This window comes from uncultured Streptomyces sp. (assembly GCF_947488945.1).
Lineage (GTDB): Bacteria > Actinomycetota > Actinomycetes > Streptomycetales > Streptomycetaceae > Streptomyces.
Window position 1 is genome coordinate 295,456 of record NZ_CANLBS010000007.1, and the last position, 25,555, is coordinate 321,010.

Genomic DNA, 25,555 nt, shown 5'->3' on the forward strand with positions numbered 1-25,555 from the left:
CCGTCCCCGACCCGCCCTGTCGACACGCAGGGCTCCCGACCACCGAAGTGCACGAGTGGAGCTCTGCGTGAGACCAGAACAGGACCTGCTGGGCATCCTTGCCGAGGCCCGGGACCGGGCCCTAACGCTGCGCGGATGGGACGCCGGACCGGAGCGGATCTACGACCTCCTCCGGACCGCGACCAGAGTCCGCGCGATGGAGATCAGCTCAAGAGTCACGACGGACGTTCCGTGGGAAAGCGTTCTCGCGCAACTCGTCGCGTGGCATCACGACCAACCCGTCGGCACTGGTGCGTGCTCGGACGGGGACGCCGACGAGATCGTCCTCGCTGCGGTGGCAGCCCAGCGGTTCGACCCCTTGGAGGCCAGCATCCGGAGCGGTGCCTACGTCGTACGCATGACGAGAGGTGACTTCCGCGTGCGTCACCGCTGGGACGCCTCCGCCGAAGTGGCCGACATGATCCTCGAGCAGGACGCGCGTCCCAGGGGCGTACCCCTGCTCTCCGACGTGGAGCGGAAGTGGATCTCGTCCCGAGGTGTCGACTCTCGTAGCGGTCCACCGCCGGAGGTCCTCAAGGCAGCTGTCCAGCGGGCCGCTGCGACGATAGAGGTGTACCGGCAGTCGGTACCCGAGGGCCAGGTTCCCGACTCCTTCCAACTCGGAGAGGGGATGACCGCCGGTGACATGACCAGCATCCTGGCGGTGATCATGGGAATCGCCTCTCTGAGCGAGCACACCGCGCACAGGCTCTCCCGTCTGGAGGCGACGCTCGCGCACATGCCGACCTCCCAGCTGCTCGCCGTCATCGCGGAGATGTGCCCGAACGTGTCCGAGGCGCACCAGGCTCTGGTGGTGGAGAGACTCACCTACCGACCCGGCAGGTCCTGTAGGACCTCCCCTCTGATTAGCCACGACGACGTCGTGATCATCTGTCCACCCCTCCTGACGCCGAGGACCGTGGACGCGATCATGCTTCGCTCGGCCACTCATGCGCCTGGTGGGTTCGGCCGCATCGGAAGGGAGCAGGGTGCACGTGCAACGGCCTGGGCGGAGTGGCTGCGCGCCACCCCGGGCGCCCTAGTAGCCGAGCGCGTCCCGGCTGCCAGGACCGACGGCGGGTCTGCCGGCGATCTGGACGTGGTCGTCGTGGACCCGGTCCGTCGGCTCGGCCTCTGCCTCGAGATCAAATGGCCGATCGAAGCCCTGTCCCTGCACGAGGGCATGAAGGTCGAGAGCTGGATCACCTCTGCAGCAGGGCAGTTGGACCGTCTCAGAGGCGAGCTCCGATCGGGTGCCGCGAGTGCTCGTCTGCCGCGAAGCTGGCCCTCGTTCGACTCGATCAGCTGGACCTGGTGCGTCGGCACGCCGCAGCAGCTCACCACGCGCCCTCTTCCCGTTCCGGACATGCACGCCACCTCTCTCCGTTACGTGCAGGCGCTGGGGACGCCGCCCGACCTCGGTTCCCTGGTGGCCGCCCTGAGGAGCCCGGATCTTCCAGCCAGAGGGGTGCACTTCGACGTGCGGAAACGGTCGATCTCCGTGGGCCGACACCGAGTACACGTCGACGCGCTCGGGATACGCACGAGCTCTTGGCGCCCCCGCTTCGGGTAGCGAATCAACCTGAACATCGGCTCTCTGACGCGTCATGTGAACTCGTCCGGTCAACCAGCCGAACCACCGGGAGCACGGTGCTTGTGCGTCCTCTCGGGACGGCGATACATCCCCTGCAGGTGGCGATGCAGGTGGATAATTACTCCATCACCAGAACTCGGAAGTAGGCTGGAACATCGGCGTGACGTACGACATCGCGGCTCCGGAGCCGGCGGGCCTGGTCGCCTCTCTCAGTTCGCTCGGGTACTCGCTTCCTGCCGCCATCGCGGACCTCGTGGACAACAGCATCTCCGCCGGGGCGTCAACGGTCGACGTCGAGTTCACCTGGGCCGGAAAGGACTCGTGGATCGCCGTCGCAGACGACGGTGCCGGGATGACGGCCGAGGACCTCGTGACCGCCATGACAGTCGCCGCGCGCGGCCCCGCGGCAACACGCAGTGCCACCGATCTCGGGCGTTTCGGCGTGGGTCTCAAGTCCGCGTCCTTCTCCCAGGCCCGGCAACTCAGCGTCGCCACCGCGAGGTCCGGCGAATGGCACGTGCGCACCTGGGACCTCGACGTCGTCGAGACCTCCGGTCAGTGGCGGCTGCTCCGCGGCGCGGACGAGGCGACGAGCGAGCTGCTGGAGCGGATCCGGGGGACGGCGGACCACGGGACGGTCGTGCTGTGGCGGCGCCTGAACGGTTACCACGTCGGCGCGGTGACGGTAGAGGACGAACGGACCCAGAAGCAGTTCTACGCGGAGTCCGCCCGCACCGAGTCCCATCTGGGAATGGTCTTCGCGCGGTTCCTCACCGGAGGCCGCCGCCTCAACCTCCGGGTGTCCGGTACCCCCGTCGTGGCCTGGGACCCTTTCCTTGCCCGCCACCCGTCCGTACAACCGCTTCCCGTCGAGCGCCTGCCGCTGGGATCGGGTTCCGTACGGGTGGAGGCGTTCGTCCTCCCGAGCGCTCAGAGGCTCACCCCGGACGAGTACGAGAAGGCCGGAGGCCCGCGTGGATGGCTGGACCAGCAGGGGTTCTACGTCTACCGCCGGGACCGTCTGATCCTGGCGGGTGACTGGCTCGGACAACGCGGGCTACGCCGCGAGGAGAAGTACAACCTGGCCCGGATCGCCGTGGACATCCCAGCCGAGACCGACGTCGAGTGGATGGTCGACGTGCGGAAGTCCAGCGTCGTGCCACCCGTCGCCCTTCGTTCCCACCTACGACGCATCGCCCTACAGGCAAGGAGACGAGCCGCCGACGTGCTGCGGTACCGCGGGCAGATCGCGGCGCGCACGCACGGGGACCCGCTGCTGTACGCGTGGAACGTGCGTCGGTCCGAGGACCGGGTCACCTGCCGGGTCAACCGTGGTCATCCCCTCGTGAAGGCGGCGCTGCGTGCCGGCGGTGCGAGCCCGGACGACGTTCGTGCCCTGATCCGCCTGCTCGAGGAGACCGTGCCGGTCACCGCCCTCCGTGTGATGCACGAGACGGACACCAGCGACGACCCCGAGCCCTTCGGCGGCCCCGGTCCCGCCGACGCAGGGGCCATGGAGGTCGCACAGCGGATCTACGAGGCGTTGGTCTCGGACGGCCGTTCCCCTGCTGCCGCCCGCGAACGCCTGCGGACCATGCCCCCCTTCGACCAGATGCAGGGCTTCTGGAACGGGTGAGGCCGTTGTCAGTGTCCGCGCGTAATCTGCCCCATGCCGTTCCCGCTCAGCCGGAGGTCTGCCGTGAGTTCCACCCCCGACAACTCGTCGGAGTCCCTTGCCAAGGCCCGTCGTCTGGTGCTGGCACTGCTGTCGCAGGACCGTCAGCCGTCGCCGGAGGAAGTGCAGAACGCGGTGACCGTCATCTTCGGGATGCTCGCCGGCCAAGGCGAGGTTCTCGACCGTGACCAACTGGCCAAGGAGATCGAGGTCCTGACAGCCGTGTTCCAGGAAGGCTCTTCCGGCCTGGACAGCGACAGCGGACACGAACCGTGGCTGCCGGAGGCGAAGAACGACCGGGCATGGGACTTCTGGGAGCGCTACCGGCGCTACCTGGAGGACGTACGCAGCCTCCCCCCGCTGGTCGTTCGTCGGCTGGACCAGAGCACAGACGAGGTCCTGAGTCAGCTCGAGGACCCTCGCCGAGTCGGCTCCTGGCGTCGGACGGGTCTGGTCATCGGTCAGGTGCAGTCAGGAAAGACCGGCCAGTACATCGGTCTGGCCGCGAAGGCGGTGGACGCGGGATACCAGTTCGTAGTGATCCTCGCCGGCATTCACAACGACCTCCGGAGCCAGACCCAGCTCCGTGTCGACGAGGGGCTGCTCGGGTTCGACACCCAGCACCAGCAGCGGTCCAACCAGAACGGGAAGTCCCGCCTCATGGGTGCCGGACGGATGCCGGGGGTCAAGAAGCTCGACATCGCGTCCCCCACCAACAGCTCGGAGAAGGGTGACTTCGGCCGCCAGGCCGCCAACGCCGTCAACTTCCCGCTCGGCCGCTTCCCGGTGGTCCTCGTCGTCAAGAAGCACTGGAGGATTCTGGAGTACCTGCGAACGTGGGTGACCGAGGTCCAAGGCACCGAGGACGAGACGGGGAACAAGGTCGTACGCGATATTCCCCTGTTCGTCATCGACGACGAGGCGGACAACGCCTCCATCAACACCGAGCGCGACCCCGACGCGGACCCGACCAAGACGAACGGCGCGATCCGCGAGCTCATGAAGAGCTTCGAGAAGTCGGCGTACGTCGGGTACACCGCCACTCCCTTCGCCAACATCTACATCGACCCCGACGTCAACCACGTCGAACTCGGAGCAGACCTCTTCCCCGACAGCTTCATCCGCACGTTGCCCTCGCCGACCAACTATCTTGGTCCGGAACGCGTGTTCGGGCTCCGGACCGACAACGACGACGAGGAGGACGTTCCTCCTCTGCCCCTCGTGCGACCCGTAGCCGACTCGGAGAGCTGGATCCCGAGCAAGCACAAGTCCTCGTTCGTCCCCTCCGACGACCTTCCGCAGTCCCTCCGCGACGCGATCGACTCGTTCGTCGTCGCCAGCGCCGCCCGGCGGGTACGGGGACAGACGAAGGTGCACAACTCCATGCTTGTGCACGTCACCCGCTTCACGGCGGTCCAGGGGATCGTCCGCGACCAGGTGGACGACTACCTGCGCCTCCTCGTGGACTCTCTCCGTGACCGATACGGGCAGGCAGCACAACGCACGGCCGGGCTCCGGGCCCTGTGGGAGGGCGACTTCGCACCCACGACAGACCACTTCCCTGCGGACGAGGCCCGGCGCGTCACCTGGGACGACGTGTCGAACCAGCTGATGCCCGCGCTGCGGAAGATCGTGGTAAAGACAGTGAACGGCGCCTCTCGCGACGCCCTGGACTACTACGAGCACCGCCGGACCGGTCTCTCGGTCATCGCGATCGGGGGCCAGAAGCTCTCCCGGGGCCTCACTCTGGAAGGGCTGACCGTCAGCTACTACCTGCGTACCTCCACCACGTACGACACCCTGCTCCAGATGGGACGCTGGTTCGGTTACCGACCGGGGCACGAGGATCTCTGCCGTCTGTACACCACGCCCGACCTGCAGGCGAAGTACATCGAGGTGACCGCTGCGACCGACGAACTGCGTCGCGAGGTCGAGGAGATGGCGGCGCTGGACCTCAGCCCGAGGAACTTCGGACTGAAGGTCCGTGCCTCGTCACTCGGGCTCGCCGTCACGGCCGCCAACAAGATGCGCCAGGGCACGAAGGTCATGCTCAGCTACTCCGGGGAGGGGCCGGAGACGGTGATCTTCAAGCTCTCCGACGGGGTCCCAGAGCACAACCTCAAGGTCCTCGAGGAGTTCGTCCGGAGACTCGAAGCCCACTCCACAGGGCGGCAGGAGACGACGGGTGCCAACGTGACATGGTCACAGGTGACCTCCGACACCGTCGTCGACTTTCTCAGCCGTTACGAGACGGACCGCATGGCGCAGAGAGTCCGCCCCCGCTTCATCGCGAAGTACATCGAACAGTGCACGGCCGTCGGAGAGCTTCCGGAGTGGACGGTGGTGCTCGTCGGGAAGAGGGCGTCCACGAACTACCAGAACGTCGCCGGTCACGAGGTGGGACCCGTGGAGCGCACGGCGCTGAACGACACCGAGAGGGACGGCCGGCACACGATCCGTCGTCTGCTCAGCCCTCCCGACGAGCACCTCGACCTCGAGAAGGACCAGGTTCTGGACGCCCTCCAGGCGACACAGAAGGCGGCGGCCATCAAGAAGCGTGAGAAGGTGCCCCAGACCCCTTCAGGTGATCATCTCCGATGGCAGCGACGACCCGACCAGGCCTTGCTGCTCGTCTACCTCGTCGAACGGCCGGCGTCCGAGAACGCCTTCCCTCAGTCGCCGCTCGTTGGCTTCAAGGTGAGCTTTCCGCTCTCGAAGCACCAGTCCGACACCGAGTACGTCGTCAACAGCATCTGGCAGCAGGAGGGCCTCGACGCCCTGGACGACGAGGGGGACGGGGAGTGACCATCACGGAGGCCGAGTGGCGCGACCTCGAGGCGCCTCAGACCGCCCAGGGGCGATCCAGCATCCGCCTGTACCCCGACGCCCCGTTGGACGTCTTCCTGTCCGTCTCCCACCCGGCGCACCGACGGATGCTCGTACTCAGGACAGACGCACGCTCCGCGGACCACATCGTGCGCTCCGTGACCCGCCTGCCCAGCGCGGCGGGCCTGGAGATGAACCTGAGTGCCGTGTCGCGGCTCGAGTATGAGCTGCAGGTGGTCCTCACCGCGGACGAGCACCGCGAGGTGTTCAACCCCCTCGTCACCGACGTCGCCGACACCGTCAGGGGAGCTCCAGGAGCCGCGGCAGCCCTGACCGCGGCTGTGGAGCGGTTCGAGCGTTGGCAGGACCTTCTTCGCTCCGTGGGCAAGGACGGTCTCGGTCCCGAGGCCCGTCGCGGGCTCGTCGGCGAGCTCCTGTTGCTGCGCGACCGCGTCCTGCCAGTCGTCGGGGCGTCCGAAGCCGTCGGCTCCTGGGCCGGACCGAGCGGGGCCAACCAGGACTTCCACCTGTCCGCCGTGGCCATCGAGACGAAGGCCAGCACGGCCAAGCGCCCCCGCAACATCCGTATCGCGAGCGAACGCCAGCTGGACGGCACGGGGACGCCCTCGCTCCTGTTGTCCTTGGTCATGCTCGACGAACGTCGTGGTGGCTCCGGCGAGAGTCTGAACCGCCTGGTGGACCGCGTACGTGAGCAGCTGACGAGCACGGCCGTACGCGCCGACTTCGACGGCCGGCTCGTGAGGGCCGGCTATCTCCCGAGCCACCGGGACCTGTACGAAGAGCCTCGGTACACCCTCCGAGACCTGCGTTCCTGGCACGTACGGGACGCCTTTCCGAGGCTCGTCGAAGCCGACCTGCCCGAGGGAGTGGGCGACTGCACGTACAGCCTGAGCATCTCGGCCTTGGATCGGTACCGTGCCACGGCCGACGAGGTGACCGCACTCATCGGGGGGACCCATGCCTGAACTCGACCTGTACCAGTACGCCCACGACGTCGTCGTCGACGTCCAGGCCACGGCCGAGGCCGAGGGGACGACCACTCCCGAAGTCTTCACGCGACGCGTGTTCGAGGACCTGGAGAAGGGCGGAATCGCCTCCAACACGTTCAGCGCCTTCCACGGCTCGCACGGTCACCTGGTCCACGGCTACGGCATCGGGGACACGGGTGAGTGTCTCGACCTGTTCGTCACGGACTTCGACATGGAGCCGTTGGCTTCCAAGCTCACGAAGGGCTTGGTCGAGTCCTACTTCAGACGGCTCCTCACGTTCGTCCGTCGCTGCCGGGACGGACTGCGCCAGCACATCGACGAGTCCTTCGACGTCTACGACATGTGCGCGGCGGTGGAGAAGTCCCTCACCGAGGTACAGCGAGTTCGGCTCTTCCTGCTGAGCAACCGTGTCAGCACCGGCACCGCGGTGCCACCCACCGACTTCGACGGCCTCCCGGTGACCCACGAGGTGTGGGACCTCGCGCGCCTGCACCGTCACGAGACCTCCGGCAGCATCAGCGAACCCATCGTCGTCGAGTTCGTCCCGCCGCTGCCATGCGTCGCAGCACCCAGCAGCGAACCCGACCACTCGGTGACCATGACCGTGATTCCCGGCCAGAGGCTCGCCGAGCTGTACGGGGAACACGGGACCAGGCTCCTCGAACTGAACGTCCGCTCCTTCCTACAGGCCCGTGGGACCGTCAACCGCGGCATCCGGGAGACACTTCTGAACTCCCCCGGAAGGTTCCTGGCGTACAACAACGGCATCACGGCCACCGCTTCGCAGGTCGACTTCGTTCACGACGCCGAAGGCAGACCGACCGGTGTCCGCCGCGTGCACGGACTGCAGGTCGTGAACGGCGGTCAGACGACAGCCTCCCTGCACTACGCGAGAAGCCGTGACAAGGCGGACCTGTCACACGTGTCCGTTCAGATGAAGCTGACGGAAGTTTCCCCCGAGCGTCTGTCGGAGATCGTCCCGATGATCTCCGAGTACTCCAACACCCAGAACCGGGTGACGATGGTCGACTTCAGCTCGAACCACGAGTATCACGTGGCCGTGCAGCGGATCACCCGCTCCCTGTGGGCGCCGGCCACGGACGGCAGCGGCCAAGAGGTCCACTGGTTCTACGAGCGGGCGCGCGGCCAGTACACCGACGAGTTGGCCAAGGCCCGGACTCCGGCGAGGCAGCGCGCCTTCAGGAACCTCAATCCGACCAACCGGAAGTTCACGAAGGCGGACCTGGCGAAGTACTGCAACTCCTGGAACCACCTTCCGTTCCAGGTCAGCCGTGGCGCACAGAAGAACTTCGTCGCGTTCATGGACCGCATCGACGAGGCGACCCCGCATGTCGACGTCCAGTACTGCCAACGTGTGATCGCCATGGCCGTCCTCTTCAAAGCGGTCGACCGCATCGCGGCGAGCCACGAGGCCGGGAGCTACAAGAGCATGATCACGGCGTACACCGTGGCCCGTCTGTCGCTCGCGACGAACCAGCGCATCGACCTGGACAGGATCTGGCGGGAGCAGCAGGTCTCCCCCGCGGTCAAGGCGGCGATCGACGACCTCTGCCCCAGGGTGATGCGCGTGGTGACCAGGCCGCGTGAGGGAAACCACGTGGGCGAGTGGGCGAAAAAGGTCGTGTGCTGGGACGCGGTCTCCCGCGTGCCATGGTCCGTGCCCGCCGACCTGAAGGCGGAGCTCCTCGAGCATCCGTTGGACGAGAAGACTCTCTCAGGGGGCTCAGGAGGTAGCCAGGGCGCCTGCGACGAGGTGGCGTCGATCCCGGCGGACGAGTGGTACGCCGTCGAGCGGTGGGCGAAGGAGACACGCAATCTCGTGCCCGCCCAGCGGCAGCTGGCACAGTACGTCGGCAGACGACTCGAACTCGGTCAGGGGATCCCGGAGCCGCAAGCGGTTCAGGCGCTACACGCACGCAACAGGGCTCTGTCCCTCGGGTTCGTCTCGGAAGCCTGAACCTGGCAGCTCGTCGGCCTCAGAGCTTCCCGCGTTCGAGGAGATCCCTCATGGCGTCCTCGGCGCGACGGAGCACGATCCGTCCGTCTCCGTCGCTGAAGGCCAGAAGACCCGACCCAGGGGCGATGCCGGGCTCTGCGAGCAGGCCGAGGGGAAGCTCGACCCGGCCGCGGTCGTCGACACGGAGTTCTGCTGGTTCACGAAGCATGGGACGAGTGTGGCACTCTCGCCCTTATAGGAGCGACGTCGGCCTGGGGACAAACCATGGCACCAGATGAGGAAGCTGCCCTCAAGGGATGGGTCCGCACCGAGCAGAGCGGCCACCTGCGCGGTCGGCGCTCCCGGGACACGAAACCCGAAGTCGCTCTGCGGCGGGCCGTGCACCGGCTCGGCCTCAGGTTCCGGCTACAGCGCAAGGTGGCCGCCCGCTGCACGGCGGACTTCGTCCTGCCCAGGCACGGCGTCGCGGTGTTCGTCGACGGGTGCTACTGGCACGGGTGCCCCGTCCACGGCCCGAAGACGTTCCGCGGTCCGAACGCCTCCCTGTGGACCGCGAAGATCAAGACCAACAAGGAACGGGACCGTCGGAACACCGCTGCGGCCGCAGCTGCCGGGTGGACCGTCGTCCGTGTCTGGGAGTGCGAGATCCGGACGGATGCCGAGGGCGCTGCGCTCAGCGTCGCCCGACGGTGCGACCAGCCTGACGCGACTGGGCGGGCACCGTCTCCCGATCGTTTGTCTCGTTCGGCACCTCCGTGAACAGGTGATCGCCCGAGAGACTTTCCTTGTCAGCGCAGTACTGGCTGAGAGGACAGGCATCACAGACAGGCTCCTTGGCCCTGCAGATACTGGTCCCGATGAGGCGGAGCGCTGCCATGCGCAGGGGCGCGTCCTCGCCTGCCCCGACGAGCTTCACCAGGTCCACTCGACCGTCGCTGAGCCTGTTCGTACGGTCCGAAGCGCTGCCGTGGAGACGAGCGGCGACGCGGAGTGCACCCTGCCCGACCCACAGAAGGTCCTCCGCGATCAGCAGCCGGTAGACCGTCGCCTCCGCCGGCTTCAGCATTAGGGACTCGCGGACCTTCTTCTCGTCCTCCCAGGCGCTGGACTCGCCGACCATCACCGAGAGCCGGGCGACCCGGGCCTTGGCAGCCTCGGTCGGCGCAGCCGTAGTGAGCGCCTCCAGTGAGGCCGTGTTCAGTGACGTCAGCCCTCGTACGACCTCGACCATCGCCGACAACTGAGCGGGCTGCATCCTGGTCCCGGACAGTATGGCCACCACGGCGGCTTGCAAGCCTGACATGTGCCTGCCCGGCAGCTGGTACCAGTTCTCCGCGTCACGTTGTCCGCGGGCCCAAGCGGTCAGGTCCTCTCGCACCGTCCGCCAGTGGGGTCGGAGTCCACCCTCAGCCGACTGCCCGTCGCCTACCGGCAGCAGCGCCTCGGCCGCCGCCTCACCCAGGAGAGGCGGCACCGCGTTACCGATCTGACGGAAGGCGTCACTGCGCGTGCCCGCGAAGCGGAACTTGTCCGGGAAGGTCTGCACCCGTGCCGACTCCCGCACGGTGAGGGTGCGTGGCTGCTCCTGGTCGGGGTGGATGTACCAGTAGCCGTCCTTGGCGATGTGGGCGGTGATCGACCTGCTGAGATCCGACCAGTCGAGCTTCTTGTACTTGTCCGTAAAGTGGTCGGCCTTGTAACGCTGCAGTTCCGGCGAGATCTGCGAGTACAGGGTGGTGGAGTCCATGCTGGAGAAGATCTCGGCGTCGTCCGCCCGGACCCGTCGGGTCATGTGGTCCCACACCCGGTCCTTGCGCGCCCACTTACGCATGTCCTGAGCGAACTTGGAAAGCTCGGACGGTTCCTCGTACGGGAGTTCGCGCTCCCCGACACGCTCGGTGGGCACGACAGGCAGCACCGGCAGGTCACCGATAGCGTCACGCAGCGTGGTCCGCTGATCGTGCTCCAGCTCCTGCCGCCACGAGAAGCACTCCACGTCGTTCCTCGCGAGCAGGATCAGCCGCTTCCTGTGTTGCGGAACGCCGTACTTCCACGCATCGACGAGACGGACCTGCGTCGCGTATCCGAGGTCCTCCAGCTGCTCCTCGATGGTGCGCACCACGAAGAAGTCGTCGCCGAGACCCATGTCCGGCACGTTCTCCATGAGGACCGCACGTGGCCGGAGGCGTTTCACGACGTCGAGGTAGGCGCTCCACAGCTCCTTGCGGCGATCATGGGGATCGCGGCCGTGATGCTCCACGAGACTGCGGATCTTGCTCCGGCCAGCCCTGCTGAACGGCTGGCATGGCGGGCCTCCGGCCACCAAGTCGATCTTGGCGGGCGCCAGCATCTCGACGAGCTTGTCACGCTCGTCAGGATTACCCAGATCCATGTGGAGACTCATGCCCGGGAAGTTCGCAGCGTGCGTCTGGAGCGCCCGCTCGTTGAAGTCGACCGCAGCTGCGACCGTCCACCCGGCTCGCTCCAGCCCGAGACTCAGTCCACCCGCTCCAGAGAAGAGGTCGACGGCCAGACGCTTGTCAGCACCGAAGCCACCGAGCCACTTGCCGAAGTTCTCGGGCTTGCAACTGTTCCTGTGGCGCCTGAGCTCCAGACAGTCGCTCCGCTCCAGAGGCACCCCATAGTGCTGCCTGCGCACTGCGCCAACCTCCATCGGACGAGAAGAACGAGCACCAGGAGATCACACAACCTCTGGCAAGATCAAGAATCCGACGTCCACCTCGGATGACTGGATCGATGAGGACGCCACAAGCGCCCCGAGAATATTACGCGGCGCCCATCCCTGTATGGGAAAGCAACCCCCCAGTAACACCGGAGAGGGTCAACCATACGGACAAACACCGACAAGACCATCAGAGCTCTCGCCAGTCGAGATTCATGTCATCGCCTCTCCCGCGGGCTCGGCTCTCGCCCCGAGGCGATGTCGGCGTCCTGCACTCGGCCAATCCCATGGTCGAGCTGCCTGCCCTTCCCGCTGCCCGACGCGGAATACCCGCAGCGTCCCCTTACTTGCACCCCTATAGCGAACACGGGAGGGGGCGCCGGGGTGGCCGAGCTGATGATGTTCCGACGGGACGCGGACGGTCGGGATGTCGAGCTGTCCAGTTCAACGGTGGCGCTGGAGGTGGAGCTGCAGCGGCGGGTCGAGGCCGGCCTGGAGCAAATGCTGGGCGTCCGTTTCCTGGCCTCGGAGTATCCGACCGGGCCTTGGCACCGGGGGCGGATCGACACCCTGGGACTCGATGAGAACGGCAGCCCGGTAGTGATCGAGTTCAAGAAGGGCTCGGACAGCGGGGTGATGTCCCAGGCTGTCTCCTACCTGTCCTGGCTGGAGTCGGCGCACCACGAGTTCGAGGCGCTCGTGCGGAAGGTGCTGGGGGCGGGGGCCGCCGAGTCCGTCGACTGGCGTCGTCCGCGGATGATCTGCATCGCGGCGGGCTTCTCGCACCACGACCGGGTGGCGGTGCAGAGGTTGCCCGAGCGGATCGACCTGGTGCGCTACCGGATCTTCGACGGTGGCCTGCTGGGGCTGCTGCTCGTGGACTCCGCGACCGGCTTCCCGAGCGCTGCCTCGTCTCGCCGGGGCCGGGAGCGGGCACCCGTGGCGGACAGCGTGCCGACGGCTTCGGCGGTCTCTCCGCCTGCGGGTGGAGGAACGGTGCCGGAGTGCCTGCGGGACCTGTATGCGGAGTTGGACGAGGCGCTCACAGCGTGGGGCGAGGTGGAGGTGGCGTCGCTGCGGCACTACATCGCCTACCGGCGGTTGGTGAACGTGGCGTCGGTGATCTTCCGTCCGAAGCACGAGGCGATCCTGGTGTACCTCAGACTCGACCCGGACGCGGTCGGGCTGGAGGAGGGCTTCACCCGGGACATGCGCGGTATCGGGCACCTCGGGACCGGTGACCTAGAGGTGCGTGTCGTCTCGGCAGCCGACTTGGAGAAGGCGGCGCCGCTGATCCGGCGGGCGTTCGAGGCAGCCTGACGTAACAGGAGGGGCGGCTGGTGCATCGGTTAGTCGATGCTCCGGCCGCCCCTTTGGCGTCTGTGGGCCGGCCGGCCCTGGCCTCTTTTCGCTCTCACGCTCATGCCTCCGGTCCGGCCAGCTCGAAGTCGTCCTTCGTCAGTTCCGCTCGGAGCCGCTCCTCGGCGACGTCGGCGTAGTGCGCGGACAGCTCGACGCCCACGAAGCGGCGTCCCTCGCGCAGGGCCGCGACCCCGGTGGAGCCGCTGCCGGTGAACGGGTCGAGGACGGTGCCGCCCTCGGGACACACCTGGACGAGCTGCTGCATGACCTCGACCGGCTTCTGGGTGATGTGAACCCGGCCCTTGCGGGGCTGGGAGGCGATGTAGTGGCCCGGCAGGTAGAGATCGCGGGTGTTGTCGAGGGAGCCCTTGACGCCCCAGATGATGAACTCCGAGTCCTGCTTCGGCCCGCCCTTGCGGGGCCGGCTGGACGGCTTGATCCACGGAATCGTGCCGCTCCAGGTCCATCCCGCCATCTGGAGGGCGTCGGAGGTGGTCGGCTCCTGTCGCCAGTCGGTGAAGACCATCGCGACCGCGTGCTCGGTCGAGGCCCGGTACGCCTCGGTGAGCAGTTCGGTGAGCCAGGAGCGGTAGGAGCGCTGGTCGCGGTTCTCTCCCGGGAAGTTGGCGAGGTCGTGCGCCGAGTTGCTCGTGACGTACTTGGCGCGAGCGGTGCGGCCGGTTCGATCGGAGCTGGTGCGGCCTCCGGAGTTGTACGGGGGGTCGGTGATCACCGCCTGGACGCTCTCGTCCGGGAGGGACTTCAGGACGGTCAAAGCATCGCCTCGGTGCAGCGTGTAGCTCATGGGGCCTCTCTTCGGGCGCGGCGGAGTCTGGACCTGCTCCGGGCAGCGCTCAACGGCGTGCATCCGGTGCGAGGTTGCAGCGGAGGTTAACGGCGAATTCCGGCCGCACCTAACGAGGTGACTCCCTGCTTCGAGCCCCCGGATGGCAGTCGTTTGGCGCGGCCGGAATCCCGGTCTACTGTCTCGCCGTGCCACCGGGAAGGAGCCTTGCACCACCCTCGTTGAGCTGTGCTTATTCGTGCTGTCTCGTCCAATCGAGCAGCGTCGGAGGCATGTTGCCCATCTCCCCGCGAGCGCCATGAGGAGTCCCACGTGCATCGCCTGAGATTACGAGCGCGGCTGGCTGCCGCGCATGACCTGAAACCGGCGTCCGGGAGCTACCAACTCCTCTGACCCGGGCCCGCCGAGAGGCGGATGCACATCGGCGCGGTGCCGACGGCTTTGCACGAGAAGTCGGCACCGCGCCTCCTACGAACACCGAGGAGCCGCTGCGATGCAGCATGCCCTGACACACCCGCGCCCCGACCCACCTCTGTCATCTGGTTCGCACCGCCGTCGTGCTGAACGGCGGCGGCCGTGAAGAAGACGACGGGAGCCCTCGTCGGTCTGTGCGCCACCGGACCACTCCTGCTGGCACTGCCGATCCTCGGCATCGGTGCAGGGACCGCCTCGGCCTCGTGCTCGACCGACGGTGCACAGGGTGTGGACACCTCCGCCGTCGCCAAGCAGGTGAAGGCCATCCTGGACGGCGGCGACAAGGGCTCGGTCTCCGTGCCGGGCCTGGACGCGCCTGCCGACCAGGTGCCCAACGCCAAGACGATCCAGGCCACGGGCGTCGCGATGAACATCCCCGCCCGAGGGCAGGTCGTCGCCCTGGCGACCGCTCTGCAGGAGAGCGGCCTGCGAAACCTGACCTACGGCGACCGCGATTCGCTGGGGCTCTTCCAGCAGCGGCCGTCGATGGGCTGGGGTACGGCCAGCCAGATCCTTGACCCGGTGCACGCCTCGACGAAGTTCTACGAGGGGCTCAAGAAGGTCTCCGGGTGGCAGTCCCTCTCTGTCACCCAGGCCGCCCAGGCGGTGCAGAAGTCGGGCTTCCCCGAGGCGTACGCCAAGTGGGAGCCGCTGGCCACCGCGCTGCAGAAGGCCATCGCGCCCTTGCTGCAGGAGGCTGGCGGTGCATCGCCGAGCCCGTCGCCGTCCGGCTCTGCCGACACCGGCAGCCCCTCTCCCGATTCCGCGGGAGGTTGTTCGGCGGACAGTGACGGGACGGACTTCGGCACCATCCCGGCGGGCGCAGTGCCGGACGAGTACAAGATCCCCGCCTCCGCGCCGCCGAAGGTGCAGACGGCGATCCGGTGGGCGCTCGGCCAGCTCGGCACGCCGTATCAGTGGGGCGGCACGTGCACCGACTCCCACGGCAAGTCCCCGATGGGCCGCTGCGACTGCTCCTCCCTGATGCAGGGCGCGTACAAGGCCGCCGGGGTCACCCTGACGCGGACCACGTACACGCAGGTCAAGGACGGCAAGGGCGTCTCGGTCGATGCCCTCAAGCCGGGCGACCTCCTCTTCACCGAGGGGACGGCCGCCGTACCGGAACACGTCGGGATGGCGATCGGCCAGGGCCTGATCGTCCACGCCCCGCACACCGGTGACGTCGTACGGATCACCACCGTCGCGTCCTGGAAATCGCGGATTCTCGCGGCCCGCCGAGTCGTCTGACCGGCGCTCCTCCCCCTCACCTCCCCCTCGCACCGCTGGTTCGCCCCGCCGGGCTTTGGCGTGCGCTTATTCAAACTGGAGTTCCCATGTATCTCGCTGACCAGGTCATACAGCTCGCCTACGACCCCGGGATCAAGCCGAACGAGGGCGGGCTCCCTGGCCTCAACGTTCTCAAGCAGGTGATGGGCTCGATCAACCTCTTCGGGCTCATTGCCGTGGTCGGAGCCCTCGCCGTCAGCGCGGGCGTGTGGGCCTGGGGTCACCACTCGGGCGGTCACCAGGCCGAGGCGAACGGGAAGAAGGGCGTGCTGGTCAGCGCGGGCGCGGCCCTTCTTCTCGGTGCGGCCAACGGTGTAGTGGCGTTCTTCTCGACGCTCGGGACGCAGGTCCACTGATGGCTCAGCACTCCACCCACCCCGGCGGCGCATCTCGCGTGCGCCGCCGGGCGTTGCTCGGCACTGCCGTCCTGGCGGTGCTCGTCACCCTCGCCGGCCTGGCCGCATACCTCACCCGCGAGGGCCGAAGCCCCTCCGACACTGCGGCGCCACCGCCGAGTTCGCCCACGGCGTCCTCGTCATCCGCGGCACCCTCCGGGCCACACACCCGGCCCCGCGCTCTCCCCGTTCCGCCGAAAACCCACGACCCGATCACGTACGGGAAGGCCGCCGCAGCAGCGCTGTGGTCGTACGACACCCGCGCGTACTCGCAGCCCGAGCTGCGCAAGGCGCTGCGCGGCTGGCTGACCACGGAGGCGAAGTACGCCGATCCGGCCTCCGTCGACCAGGTGGTCCCCTCAGCCACGCTGTGGAGGGAGATGGCCGCCAACAAGCAGGTCGCCACCACCAAGATCAACGAGGGGCACTTCCCCCACGCCTTCACCCAGGCCCTCCAGGACGACCCCGGGGCGATCACCCAGGCGTACGTCTACGCCGTCACGGTCTCCGGCAAGCAGTCGATTCGCTGGAAGGGCTCGGCCGCCGGCGGCGCGGAGAGCCGGTCCACCACCCTCGCGGTCCAGTGCCGGCCCAACCACCCCTGCGCCCTGGTCGGCGTCATGCCGTCCGTCGCGCCCTGACCCTCGCCCCAGAACGGAGGTACGACCCATGGGAGTCTGCGACTTCCCGCTGATGGACAAGGTGTGCGGCGCTGTCGACTTCGCCACCAACCCCGCCGGCACCGTCACCGACGGCCTCGGCGCGTGGATTGCGAAGTCGGCGGGCGAGCTGGCGTCCAGCGCGGCCGACCTGGCCGCCAAGGCCGTCAACAAGACGACAGCCATCGACCTCAACGCCGGATGGTTCCGCGACAACTACGAGCTGCTGCTGCCCATCGGCCTCGCTCTGACCGTCGGCATCTTCTGCATCCAGCTCATGACCGCGGCCTGGCGCCGAGACGAACGCGCACTCGCCAAGGCGGCGTTCGGCACCATGACCGGAGTCCTGTTCAGCTTCTCCGCCATCGCCTTCACCACCGTCGCCATCACCGTGGTCGACGCGCTGTCCGACGGCCTCTTCAAAGCCGCCAATACCTCGATCGACGACGCGATCCGCCGTGTGATCAAGGTCGATCAGATGGGGGCCATGTACGGCCTCGGCTGGGGTGTGCCCGCGTTGGTCGCCTTCGGGTGCGCGATCGGTGCCTTCCTCTACTGGGGCGTGATGGTGGCCCGCAAGGTCGGTGTCCTGATCATGGTCGCGCTCGCGGTGTTCGCGGGGGCCGGCGGCGGCTGGGAGGTCGCGAAGCGGTGGCGGCGCGGCTGGATCGAGGCCACCGGCACCCTCATCGTCTCCAAGCTCCTGATGACCGTCGTCTTCCTGATCGGTGTCTCCGCCATGGGCAAGACCGACGCCAGCGACGGAATGGCGGCCCTGTCCGACGCGATGGCCGGCATCGTCGTGATGGTCCTGGTGTTGCTCTGCCCCTACGCGACGTACAAGTTCGTCCACTGGGCCAGCGACGGCGGCGGCCACGACGACATGCACCGCACCGGTGTCGCCGGCATGGCGGTCGCTGCAGGAGCCGCGAAGACCGCAGGCAGCCTCGCGCTGCGGGCCGGTACCGGCGCCCCCGCTCCGCAGGGTCCGAACCAGGTCCCCGGCGCGGGCACCGATGGCGTCGCCTCCGGCATCAACCCCTCCGGCGGCAACCTCAGCAAGGAGGGCATCGACGCCGGGCCGCCCAAGCAGCAGACCCGCTTCCGGTACGGCGAAGACCCGGACGCGAGCGGCGACAAGGGCCGGGCTCTGATCCAGCGCCCCGGGATCCCGCCGCTGATCACACGTCCTGGTGAGGACGAACCGGAAGGGTCCGAATCGGCTGCCCAAGGCGTTGCGGGCGGCTCCGGTCACCTCGCAGCCGCATCGGCTCCGGGCAGCGACATGACCTCCATGCCGCCGGCCGACCCCGGACCTTCGGCCTCGGGCACTCCGGCGTCCGGGTCCGGTCCGTCGGCCACCGGCTCCGCGACGCCGACGAACTGGGTGTATCCCACCCAGCCGCCGTCGGGTTCCTGACCCACATCCCCGGGGGCGGGCCGCACTCCACGGCCCGCCCCCGCCTCCCACCAGCAGGAAGGTTTCGCCATGACGTCCAGAAGAGCGCCGCGCGCCCCGTCCTCCGCCCGCTCTCACCGTCTGGAACCACCATGTCCGGCAAGCACCAGTCCTCCACGCCCACCGTGAAGTTCCCGCACCGCAGCAGGCGCGGCGTCCTGCTCGGCCTGTCCGTCCCGCAGTTGGTCGTCGCCGGGCTCACCGGCCTTCTCCTTCTCGCCGTGATCCTCGCCCGCGGTGTGGTCGGCGCCCTCCAGCTCATCCCGCTGTGGGCCGTGATCGCTCTGCTCGTCTTCGTCCGCCACCGAGGCCGTGCTCTGGCGGACTGGGCCCCGATCGTCGTCCGGTACGCGCTGCGCCGGATGCGAGGCCAGCTCGTCTGGCTCACCCGGCCCTCTCGTCGGCCGACCCGCGAGGGACTGCTCCACCTTCCCGGCACCGCTGCCAGCCTGCGCGTGACCACTGCTCCCGACAGCAAGTACGGCGCCGTCCACAACCCGCACACCGGGACGCTGACCGCGGTGGTCAAGGTCTCCTCCCGCGCCTACGCCCTGCTCGACCCCGGCACCCAGCAGGCCAACGTCGGCGGCTGGGGACGCGCGCTGGCAGCTCTCGCCCGTACCGGGCAGATCGCCCGCATCCAGGTGATCGAGCGCACCATCCCCGACTCCGGCGACGCGCTGCGCCGCTACTGGGAAGAGCACGGCCGCCCCGACACCCCGATGGCCGGCGCGATCTACAACGAGCTGATCCAGAGCGCCGGTCCCGCAGCCGCCCCGCACGAAGCGTACGTCGCGGTGTCCCTGGACACCAAGGCGGCCCGTCGGCTGATCAACCAGGCTGGCGGCGGTCTCACCGGTGCCTTCAGCGTCCTCGCCCAGCTCACCTCCACGTTCGACCAGGCGGCGCGGACCGCCGGTCTCACCCCGACGGGCTGGCTCACCGCCCGCGAGATCGCCGCCGTGGTGCGTACCTCCTACGACCCGAAGGCGCTGGCGACACTCGACCGCTGGTCCACGGCCGGTCACCCCGAGGCCGAGCCCGCCGCCGCCGGCCCCGTCGTGGTCGTCGAGAAGGCGGACCACATCGCCACCGACTCCGCCGTGCACGCCACCTACTGGGTGGAGAACTGGCCGCGCACCGAGACCAGCGCCGGCTTCCTGCACCAGCTCCTGTTCACCGGCGGCGTCCGTCGCACGCTGTCGCTCTCCTACGAGCCGAAGAACCTCGACGCCGCCCTGCGCGACGTGCAGCGCAAGAAGTCCAGCGTGATCGCCGACGCCGCCGAACGGGCCCGGCGCGGCCAGGTCGACTCCGAGGCGGACTCGATCGAGTACCAGGACATCAAGTCCCGCGAACGCCAGCTCATCGCCGGGCACGCCGACGTCGCCCTGACCGGTCTGCTGACCGTCTCGGCCGACACCGAGGACGAGCTGCGCACCGCCTGCGCCGTCGTGGAGACCGCCGCTGTCGGCGCCCAACTCGATCTGAGGCCGCTGACCTGGCAGCAGGCCGAGGCGTTCACCGCCGCCGCCCTGCCGCTCGCGCTCGCTGCCTGACCCTTCCCTTCGAAAGAGCACCCTCATGTCCCGCACCGCCAGCCCGACCGCGCAGGACTTCGTGCCCTTCGCCACCGCCGCGCTCGACTTCCACCAGGCGCTCAACATCCCGGGCGGCCCGCTGGTCACCACCCGGGCCGAGCTGGACGCCCTGCACGCCCACCTCGTCTCGCTGTACGGGCTGCTCGACGCCCACACCGGTCGCACCGGGCAGCTCGTCACGGTCGAGGGCGACCAGCTCCGTACCGCCCGCACCCGCATCTGGCAGGCCGCCGAACACCTCCACGCCGCCTACCACGCGGCGCCCCGGCCGGACTCCGGCGAGATCCCCGCACCGGAGGCGTGCCAGGCCGGCCTTCCGGAGGGAGCACCGGGACTGACCATCTGCCAGCGCCACCAGCGCACCGCTCATCTCGTGCGGCGGCGCACCACCCCGGCCGACCTGCACGCACCGTTCACCGGCCTCGTCCGCCGCTGACCCACCCCTCATCTGGAGAAACGCTCATGCCCCGTACCCGCGCCAGCGCCTCCCCTCTGTTCGTGCCCCGTAAGACGACACGCGCCGAACAGCGAGCCGCCCGAGCCGGTTTCACCGAAGCCCGCCGCCAGGCACGCCTCGCCGGAAACCCGCCCAAGCACCGCGCCGAGCAGACCCTCGACCCGGATCTGCGGCCCACCTACCCGCCCGCCGGTCGCCCCGGTCCGGCCTCCGCCCGCGGCGGCAAGCTCGCCCTGCCCGCCCATCGGATGACCACCGCCACAGCCAGCGGCGCGTACCCGTTCGTGGCCGAGGGCGGCCTGGGCGCCGAAGGGGTGTTCATCGGCCGCGATGTGCACGCGGAGGCGGCCTTCTGCTTCGACCCGTTCTCGCTCTACAACAGCGGCAGGGTGGAGGGCTTCACCAACCCCAACGCGGTCCTGGCCGGGATCATCGGCATGGGCAAGTCGGCGCTGGCGAAGTCGATCGCCACCCGGTCGATCGCCCACGGCTACCGGATCTACATCCCCTGCGATCCCAAGGGGGAGTGGACCGGCGTTTCGCAGGCCCTCGGCGGCTACAGCATCGCCCTGGGCCCGGGGCTCCCCGGCCGGTTGAACCCGCTGGACGCTCCGGCCCGTCCCGCCTCCGTGAGCGAGGAGGACTGGTTCACGGAGGTTCGCAAGCGCCGTCTGCTGCTGCTGGCCAGCCTCGCCCGCACCGTGCTGAAGCGCGACCTGCTGCCGATGGAGCACACCGCCCTCGACCTGGCCCTGGATCTGGTCGTCGCCGACGCCGTCGCCCGGGGCACGGTGCCGCTGCTCGGCGAGATCGCGCACGTACTCGGCTCCCCCGAACGCCTCGACCACGCCCTCGGCCACCAGGCGGGGCACCTCGGTTCAGCCGCCCAGGACCTCGCCCACGCCCTGCGACGTCTCGTGCACGGCGACTTGAGCGGCATGTTCGACGCGCCGAGCACCGTGTCGTTCGACCCGACCACACCGATGCTGTCCATCGATCTCTCCCGTCTCGGCGGCTCCGGTGACGACACGGCACTGGTGCTCGCGATGACGTGCGCGAGCGCGTGGATGGAGTCAGCCCTCAGTGATCCCGATGGCGGTCGACGCTGGGTGATCTACGACGAGGCGTGGCGGCTGATGCGGCACGTCGGGCTGCTGGAGCGGATGCAGAGCCAGTGGAAGCTCTCCCGAGGGCTGGGCATCGCGAACCTCATGGTGATCCACCGGCTCAGCGACTTGCTCTCGGCGGGCGACGCCGGTTCACGCGGCCGAGTCCTGGCCGAGGGGCTCCTCGCGGACTGCAGCACGCGCATCATCTACCGCCAGGAGCCCGACCAGCTCGCCGCCGCTGCCTCTCTGCTCGGCCTGACCGGCGTCGAGACCCAGGCGGTGTCCGCCCTGACCAAGGGCCGAGGTCTGTGGAAGGTCGCAGGCCGCTCGTTCATCACCCAGCACATCCTCCACCCGGCCGAGCGGGAGCTGTTCGACACAGACGCCCGCATGGCCGCCTAGCCCAACGACCAGCACAGCAACGGGAATCGATCATGTCTGCTTCTTCCACTCCTTCCTCCGGTGACAACCAGCCGTCGCAGGCCACCGATCCTTTGGCGTGGCGACGGCACCTCCCGGCACTGGCCTCGGCCGCCGCCGGGATCAACGAGGCGTGCGACGCCTGGGACGCGGTTTCGGACTCCCTCTGCGACGCGGACGGCTGGCCGCTGGACGACAAGGTCTACGGGGACGGGAAGGTCAAGCGGGACGCCGAAGCGTGGAAGCACGCCGAAGTGTTCCTCGACCACGGACCCGAGGTGCTGGCCGGGGTCCGCGCCGCCGCCGACGGCCCCGACTACGTCGAGGGGCCGATCAGTGACGACCTCCGTCGGATACGCGGGATCGACACCATCCTGCTCCGGGCGGAGGAACTGCGGCACGAATGGGCCGACGTCATGGCGCTTATGGACGGTTCGCAGCCGAGCGTGCTCCACCTCTACAAGGAGCGTGCCGAGGAGCACCGCAACACCGAAGGCTGGCACTACTCACACGAACTCGGCTCCAAGGGACCGGCGTTGGTGCGCGTCGGCGAATACCTCGCTCACCGAGCGGACACCGAACGGCCGGCGCAGACCGAGCGGGCTCGCGTCGCCCTGACCCGCTCGACGCACAACGCCCCTGCCGGATCACCTGCTTCGCCCCAGCTCCCGCCGGCATCGCAACCGCCGGCTCCCGGTCGCTCGCGGTGATCCCTAGCACGCAGTCACGGCAGCGCCAAACTGCCCGATCACCAGATCCTCGTGGTCCACCGCGCTCCTTCAAGCTCCACGCCCCGTCGGCTCCCGCCGTGCGGCGGGACGTTCGCAACGGAGAACTCCATGCACCTCGAAACCTCGCCCCCGACCGCCGTGTCCGATCCGCGTCGCATTCAGGCTGCCCTCTGTTCCGCGCTCGGGCAGCGCGGCCTGGAGGGCACCGTCGAGTACGGCCTCAGCGACTACATCGTCCACGCCGAGCTTCCCGACGGCAGTTCGCTGATCATCTCGCCCCCGCAGGAGCCACCCTCCGAGCACCCCGAGACCCCGGAAAGCTGGATGGTCACCCGGCACCGGTCCGCCGAGCCCGCCGTCTACGAGGTGATCTACGACTCCGAGCCGGACGGTCCGCATGCGCGTCACGGCGGCAGCGTGCCGGATCTCCTCTCCGCTGTCGACGCCCGCCTGGACCAGCTTGGCGTGCCACCACGCCAGGAGCAGGAACGTTCCGGCGAGGCGCGCGCCGCCACCGTGCTCCCGCCCGATTCCGCTCCATCCCGGGCGAGGGTCGCTCTCGCCTCTTCGCCGTCGGTCGGCCAGCGCGTGCTCCCGACCGGTCCGCCGCCGGAGTCTTCAGCGCGGGCCGCGCCGCCGCCGGCCAGTTCCTCATCCGCTCCCCGGCTCTGACCGACCGCGATCCAGGAGTCCTCCGTGCACCGCACCCTCAGAACTGATCCGCCCGTCGCCCGCACCTGTAACCGCACCCGCCTCGGATGGATCTGCCATGCCCAGCCACTACGACGTGCTGCCCGACCTGGCCTTCGGCCACCACCCCGTCCACGGCATCGTCGCCGCGAACCCGAAGAACCTCGCGGCCAGCACCTGGATGCTCAGGGGATTCGACTTCCATCCCGTCCCCGACCAGCCGACGTTGTACGCGCTAGCCGACCAGAACCGTGACGGACACGGCCGTACGAGCCGGGCCATCGAGCTGCTGCGCAAGGCCGGCTACCAGGTCGATGTGGACGTCGCCCTTGACCCTGCGCTGGCGCCCGAAACGGCACAGGTACGCGACCGCGGTCCGCTCGGTGAACCAGACGTCGCCTTCGCCGATCACCCGCAGCTCGGCATCGTCGCAGCCTTCGACGACCGTGTCTCCGGCCTCAGCGGGCTGGCGCTGGTGGAGGACGGCTGGCGGCACAACTCGAGCCTGGACATCTACACGCTCCCCGCGACCACCGATCGCGTCGAGGCGCTGGGGAAAGTCGCCGCCGCCACGGTGGCCCTGCACCGTTCGGGGCTCCAGGTCGCAGTGCAGCCCCGCCTCGCTCAGGAGGTGACGGCTCGGCCCCGCCCTGCTGCCACGCCGACCACCGGCCGTGAGCGCGGTCGTGGTCCCGCCCGCGCGTCTCCGTTGAGCGCCGCCGCACTCGCCGCCAGCCCGGCCCGTGCCGGAATCCCGGGCAGGGCGCCGGTCCCCGCCGCCGTCTCCACACCGGCGGTCCGGCCGGTTGACCCCCGCGTCGCGTACTCCCGCGACCGTTGATCCAACTCCTCAAGGAGGCCCTTCCATGGCCGTGAAGACGATCTGGCCTATCGACCACACCTGCGGTCACCATGCCGACCGCGACTTGTCCGACCGACCGGCTGACCGACGCGCCGGCTTCGCCGAGTGGCTCGCCAGGCAGGAGTGCACGGACTGCTGGCGCGCCTCGAACGAGGGCGACGAGCAGGACAAGGCTGCCTGGCTCAAGGCGAAGCGCGCCGAGGAGCAGACGGCGTCCGAAGCCTGGTCCGAGCAGTACCGGATGCCTCCCCTGGAGGGAACCGAGCGGGCCGTTCCCTGGGGCGTGCGCTGTCGTCACCAGATCCTGGCCAATGCCTACACCGCACTGGTCACCGAAGGCACAACCAGCGAAGCGGAGTGGGCGGAGATCGAGGAGAACGCTCGTACGGTGACCCGTGCCGGGTGGTGGATAGACCAGAGGTCGTCCGAGCCCGAAGACCTCACCGAACTGCTCCGAGCCGCCACCGAGGCCGACCGGCCGACAGAGAATCCCTTCTTCTGACCGACCGGGGTGCCCTGCTGCGGCGGGGCACCCGGCTGACCGCCACTGTGCGGCCTCTACCAGCGATTCTCGGCCGGACCAAACCCCGGATTTGCCGGACGCTCTGCCCACTGGCCCACCTCCAACGGGTCCTTCGCTCCCTCTGCCCCGGAGACTTCCGTGCCTACCTCGATCACCATCACGTCCGAGTTCAGCGGCAGCGTCGTTGCCAAGGGCGCTACTGATGACCTCTCCGCGCAGCTCCTCCGTCACGCCGGTTTCAAGCAGATCGACGACTGGCACGGCCGACGCCATCGCCTGCCCACCACCACTCCGCTCGCCGACCAGGTCGCCATCGCCAGCCATGCGGCCGAGATGCTTCGAGCCGCTCGCTATGACGTCACCCTTCCGCCGTCCCTCGACACGGCCCGGATGAGCCCTCCGGTGCATGCGCTGGGGCCCTACGCCGCCGGAGCTGAACTCCTCAGCATCACGGACCAGATCCGTGCGGCCGAAGACGGAGCCAGCCTTCAGCGGGCAGTCGACCACCTCCTTCACCCCGAGCACGGTGCGCTGGAGCGTGTCCGGGAGGCGCTGGAAGCAGCGGGAGAACAGGTCAACGACCTGGACGACGACGCGTATGCGCTCGCCGACCGGTTCGGCTTCGCCTCGGAGTTCGTCAGCTCGGCCCAGTCCGAACTCGTCGACTCCGAGGCCGAGCTACGCCGCGTCGGCGCCGCTTCGACGAGCTACTCCCCAGCACGGACCGTCCGTGATCACCGTGGTGCCGCTCTCGCCACTTCTCCTGCGGCGAACCAGGCCAAGGTCTCCTCGGCGTCCAGTTCCCCGCCGGCGCCTTGCTCTGCGACGGGTCACCCACCGCGCGCCTCAACCCCCCGACGGTGACCCCGGCCGCCCTCTCCGCCGTCGGCCTCCAGTACGTCGCGCTCCCCCGCTC

22 protein-coding genes are annotated in these 25,555 nt (G+C 68.9%); 19 read left to right on the forward strand and 3 right to left on the reverse strand.

Annotated features, from left to right (window positions below; all coding sequences use genetic code 11):
* Positions 1-67 precede the first annotated feature (67 nt).
* The 5 genes from Q0994_RS14105 (at position 68) to Q0994_RS14125 (ending at position 9,122) form a co-directional block, all read left to right on the forward strand.
* On the forward strand, positions 68-1,612 hold the full coding sequence (locus Q0994_RS14105; protein ID WP_299533914.1) for a hypothetical protein: 1,545 nt from the start codon (positions 68-70) through the stop codon (positions 1,610-1,612).
* Between the two features lie 181 nt (positions 1,613-1,793).
* On the forward strand, positions 1,794-3,269 hold the full coding sequence (locus Q0994_RS14110) for an ATP-binding protein (protein WP_299533916.1): 1,476 nt from the start codon (positions 1,794-1,796) through the stop codon (positions 3,267-3,269).
* 63 nt (positions 3,270-3,332) lie between these two features.
* Positions 3,333-6,113 carry a Z1 domain-containing protein gene (locus Q0994_RS14115; protein ID WP_299533919.1) on the forward strand — a complete coding sequence of 927 codons (2,781 nt, stop codon included), beginning with the start codon at positions 3,333-3,335 and terminating at the stop codon, positions 6,111-6,113.
* Positions 6,110-7,120: a PD-(D/E)XK motif protein gene (locus Q0994_RS14120; RefSeq protein ID WP_150517390.1), complete on the forward strand. Its 1,011-nt coding sequence runs from the start codon at positions 6,110-6,112 to the stop codon at positions 7,118-7,120. Before Q0994_RS14115 ends, Q0994_RS14120 begins: the two co-directional genes overlap by 4 nt.
* Complete coding sequence (locus tag Q0994_RS14125; RefSeq protein WP_299533929.1) at positions 7,113-9,122, forward strand: AIPR family protein; 2,010 nt, start codon at positions 7,113-7,115, stop codon at positions 9,120-9,122. Before Q0994_RS14120 ends, Q0994_RS14125 begins: the two co-directional genes overlap by 8 nt.
* Positions 9,123-9,141: 19 nt before the next feature.
* Here the strand turns inward: Q0994_RS14125 and Q0994_RS14130 are convergent, their stop codons facing one another.
* Entirely contained in the window at positions 9,142-9,330 is a 189-nt protein-coding gene (locus Q0994_RS14130) for a hypothetical protein (RefSeq protein ID WP_299533932.1), read from the reverse strand.
* A gap of 56 nt (positions 9,331-9,386) precedes the next feature.
* On the opposite strand from Q0994_RS14130, the gene Q0994_RS14135 reads away from it, so the two are divergent.
* Positions 9,387-9,881: a very short patch repair endonuclease gene (locus Q0994_RS14135; protein WP_299533935.1), complete on the forward strand. Its 495-nt coding sequence runs from the start codon at positions 9,387-9,389 to the stop codon at positions 9,879-9,881.
* On the opposite strand, the gene dcm is transcribed toward Q0994_RS14135, so the two are convergent.
* The gene (gene dcm, locus Q0994_RS14140) at positions 9,796-11,781 is read right to left on the reverse strand and encodes a DNA (cytosine-5-)-methyltransferase (protein ID WP_299533938.1); all 1,986 of its coding nucleotides are present in this window, start codon (positions 11,779-11,781) and stop codon (positions 9,796-9,798) included. The two genes, Q0994_RS14135 and dcm, sit on opposite strands and share 86 nt — an antisense overlap.
* A gap of 408 nt (positions 11,782-12,189) precedes the next feature.
* Between dcm and Q0994_RS14145 the strand changes: the two genes are divergently transcribed.
* Positions 12,190-13,125 carry a DUF5655 domain-containing protein gene (locus tag Q0994_RS14145; protein WP_299533940.1) on the forward strand — a complete coding sequence of 312 codons (936 nt, stop codon included), beginning with the start codon at positions 12,190-12,192 and terminating at the stop codon, positions 13,123-13,125.
* Between the two features lie 100 nt (positions 13,126-13,225).
* On the opposite strand, the gene Q0994_RS14150 is transcribed toward Q0994_RS14145, so the two are convergent.
* Positions 13,226-13,972 (reverse strand): site-specific DNA-methyltransferase, encoded by a 747-nt coding sequence (locus tag Q0994_RS14150; protein ID WP_047471334.1) that lies wholly within the window; start codon positions 13,970-13,972, stop codon positions 13,226-13,228.
* Between the two features lie 576 nt (positions 13,973-14,548).
* Here Q0994_RS14150 and Q0994_RS14155 point away from each other — a divergent pair.
* The 12 genes from Q0994_RS14155 (at position 14,549) to Q0994_RS14210 (ending at position 25,503) form a co-directional block, all read left to right on the forward strand.
* Entirely contained in the window at positions 14,549-15,694 is a 1,146-nt protein-coding gene (locus Q0994_RS14155; protein WP_299533951.1) for a C40 family peptidase, read from the forward strand.
* A gap of 86 nt (positions 15,695-15,780) precedes the next feature.
* A complete protein-coding gene (locus Q0994_RS14160) occupies positions 15,781-16,089 on the forward strand; it encodes a DUF6112 family protein (protein ID WP_023421641.1) in 309 nt (102 codons plus the stop codon).
* Positions 16,089-16,769 carry a hypothetical protein gene (locus Q0994_RS14165; protein WP_299533967.1) on the forward strand — a complete coding sequence of 227 codons (681 nt, stop codon included), beginning with the start codon at positions 16,089-16,091 and terminating at the stop codon, positions 16,767-16,769. The genes Q0994_RS14160 and Q0994_RS14165 overlap by 1 nt, the downstream gene beginning before the upstream one ends.
* Positions 16,770-16,797: 28 nt before the next feature.
* A complete protein-coding gene (locus Q0994_RS14170) occupies positions 16,798-18,207 on the forward strand; it encodes an ATP-binding protein (RefSeq protein ID WP_299533971.1) in 1,410 nt (469 codons plus the stop codon).
* 131 nt (positions 18,208-18,338) lie between these two features.
* A complete protein-coding gene (locus Q0994_RS14175; RefSeq protein WP_299533973.1) occupies positions 18,339-19,805 on the forward strand; it encodes an SCO6880 family protein in 1,467 nt (488 codons plus the stop codon).
* Between the two features lie 25 nt (positions 19,806-19,830).
* Positions 19,831-20,283 (forward strand): DUF6238 family protein, encoded by a 453-nt coding sequence (locus tag Q0994_RS14180; protein WP_299533975.1) that lies wholly within the window; start codon positions 19,831-19,833, stop codon positions 20,281-20,283.
* A 26-nt stretch (positions 20,284-20,309) separates the two neighbouring features.
* On the forward strand, positions 20,310-21,815 hold the full coding sequence (locus Q0994_RS14185; protein WP_299533978.1) for an ATP-binding protein: 1,506 nt from the start codon (positions 20,310-20,312) through the stop codon (positions 21,813-21,815).
* A gap of 32 nt (positions 21,816-21,847) precedes the next feature.
* Complete coding sequence (locus Q0994_RS14190) at positions 21,848-22,543, forward strand: hypothetical protein (protein ID WP_299533980.1); 696 nt, start codon at positions 21,848-21,850, stop codon at positions 22,541-22,543.
* A gap of 129 nt (positions 22,544-22,672) precedes the next feature.
* Positions 22,673-23,236: a hypothetical protein gene (locus Q0994_RS14195; protein ID WP_299533982.1), complete on the forward strand. Its 564-nt coding sequence runs from the start codon at positions 22,673-22,675 to the stop codon at positions 23,234-23,236.
* Between the two features lie 97 nt (positions 23,237-23,333).
* Complete coding sequence (locus Q0994_RS14200) at positions 23,334-24,095, forward strand: hypothetical protein (RefSeq protein WP_299533985.1); 762 nt, start codon at positions 23,334-23,336, stop codon at positions 24,093-24,095.
* A gap of 25 nt (positions 24,096-24,120) precedes the next feature.
* Positions 24,121-24,618, forward strand: coding sequence for a hypothetical protein (locus Q0994_RS14205; RefSeq protein WP_299533988.1), 498 nt, complete (start codon positions 24,121-24,123; stop codon positions 24,616-24,618).
* A gap of 159 nt (positions 24,619-24,777) precedes the next feature.
* Positions 24,778-25,503: a hypothetical protein gene (locus tag Q0994_RS14210; RefSeq protein ID WP_299533990.1), complete on the forward strand. Its 726-nt coding sequence runs from the start codon at positions 24,778-24,780 to the stop codon at positions 25,501-25,503.
* Positions 25,504-25,555 lie beyond the last annotated feature (52 nt).

Bases quoted from the DNA above. Each gene is read 5' to 3' on its own strand.
- Q0994_RS14170 (WP_299533971.1), top strand. From the start codon at position 16,798: ATGGGAGTCTGCGACTTCCCGCTGATGGACAAGGTGTGCGGCGCTGTC.
- Q0994_RS14180 (WP_299533975.1), top strand. From the start codon at position 19,831: ATGTCCCGCACCGCCAGCCCGACCGCGCAGGACTTCGTGCCCTTCGCC.
- Q0994_RS14195 (WP_299533982.1), top strand. From the start codon at position 22,673: ATGCACCTCGAAACCTCGCCCCCGACCGCCGTGTCCGATCCGCGTCGC.
- Q0994_RS14185 (WP_299533978.1), top strand. From the start codon at position 20,310: ATGCCCCGTACCCGCGCCAGCGCCTCCCCTCTGTTCGTGCCCCGTAAG.
- Q0994_RS14165 (WP_299533967.1), top strand. From the start codon at position 16,089: ATGGCTCAGCACTCCACCCACCCCGGCGGCGCATCTCGCGTGCGCCGC.
- Q0994_RS14160 (WP_023421641.1), top strand. From the start codon at position 15,781: ATGTATCTCGCTGACCAGGTCATACAGCTCGCCTACGACCCCGGGATC.
- Q0994_RS14130 (WP_299533932.1), bottom strand. From the start codon at position 9,330: ATGCTTCGTGAACCAGCAGAACTCCGTGTCGACGACCGCGGCCGGGTC.
- Q0994_RS14190 (WP_299533980.1), top strand. From the start codon at position 21,848: ATGTCTGCTTCTTCCACTCCTTCCTCCGGTGACAACCAGCCGTCGCAG.
- Q0994_RS14150 (WP_047471334.1), bottom strand. From the start codon at position 13,972: ATGAGCTACACGCTGCACCGAGGCGATGCTTTGACCGTCCTGAAGTCC.
- Q0994_RS14200 (WP_299533985.1), top strand. From the start codon at position 23,334: ATGCCCAGCCACTACGACGTGCTGCCCGACCTGGCCTTCGGCCACCAC.
- Q0994_RS14205 (WP_299533988.1), top strand. From the start codon at position 24,121: ATGGCCGTGAAGACGATCTGGCCTATCGACCACACCTGCGGTCACCAT.
- Q0994_RS14175 (WP_299533973.1), top strand. From the start codon at position 18,339: ATGTCCGGCAAGCACCAGTCCTCCACGCCCACCGTGAAGTTCCCGCAC.
- Q0994_RS14125 (WP_299533929.1), top strand. From the start codon at position 7,113: ATGCCTGAACTCGACCTGTACCAGTACGCCCACGACGTCGTCGTCGAC.
- Q0994_RS14135 (WP_299533935.1), top strand. From the start codon at position 9,387: ATGGCACCAGATGAGGAAGCTGCCCTCAAGGGATGGGTCCGCACCGAG.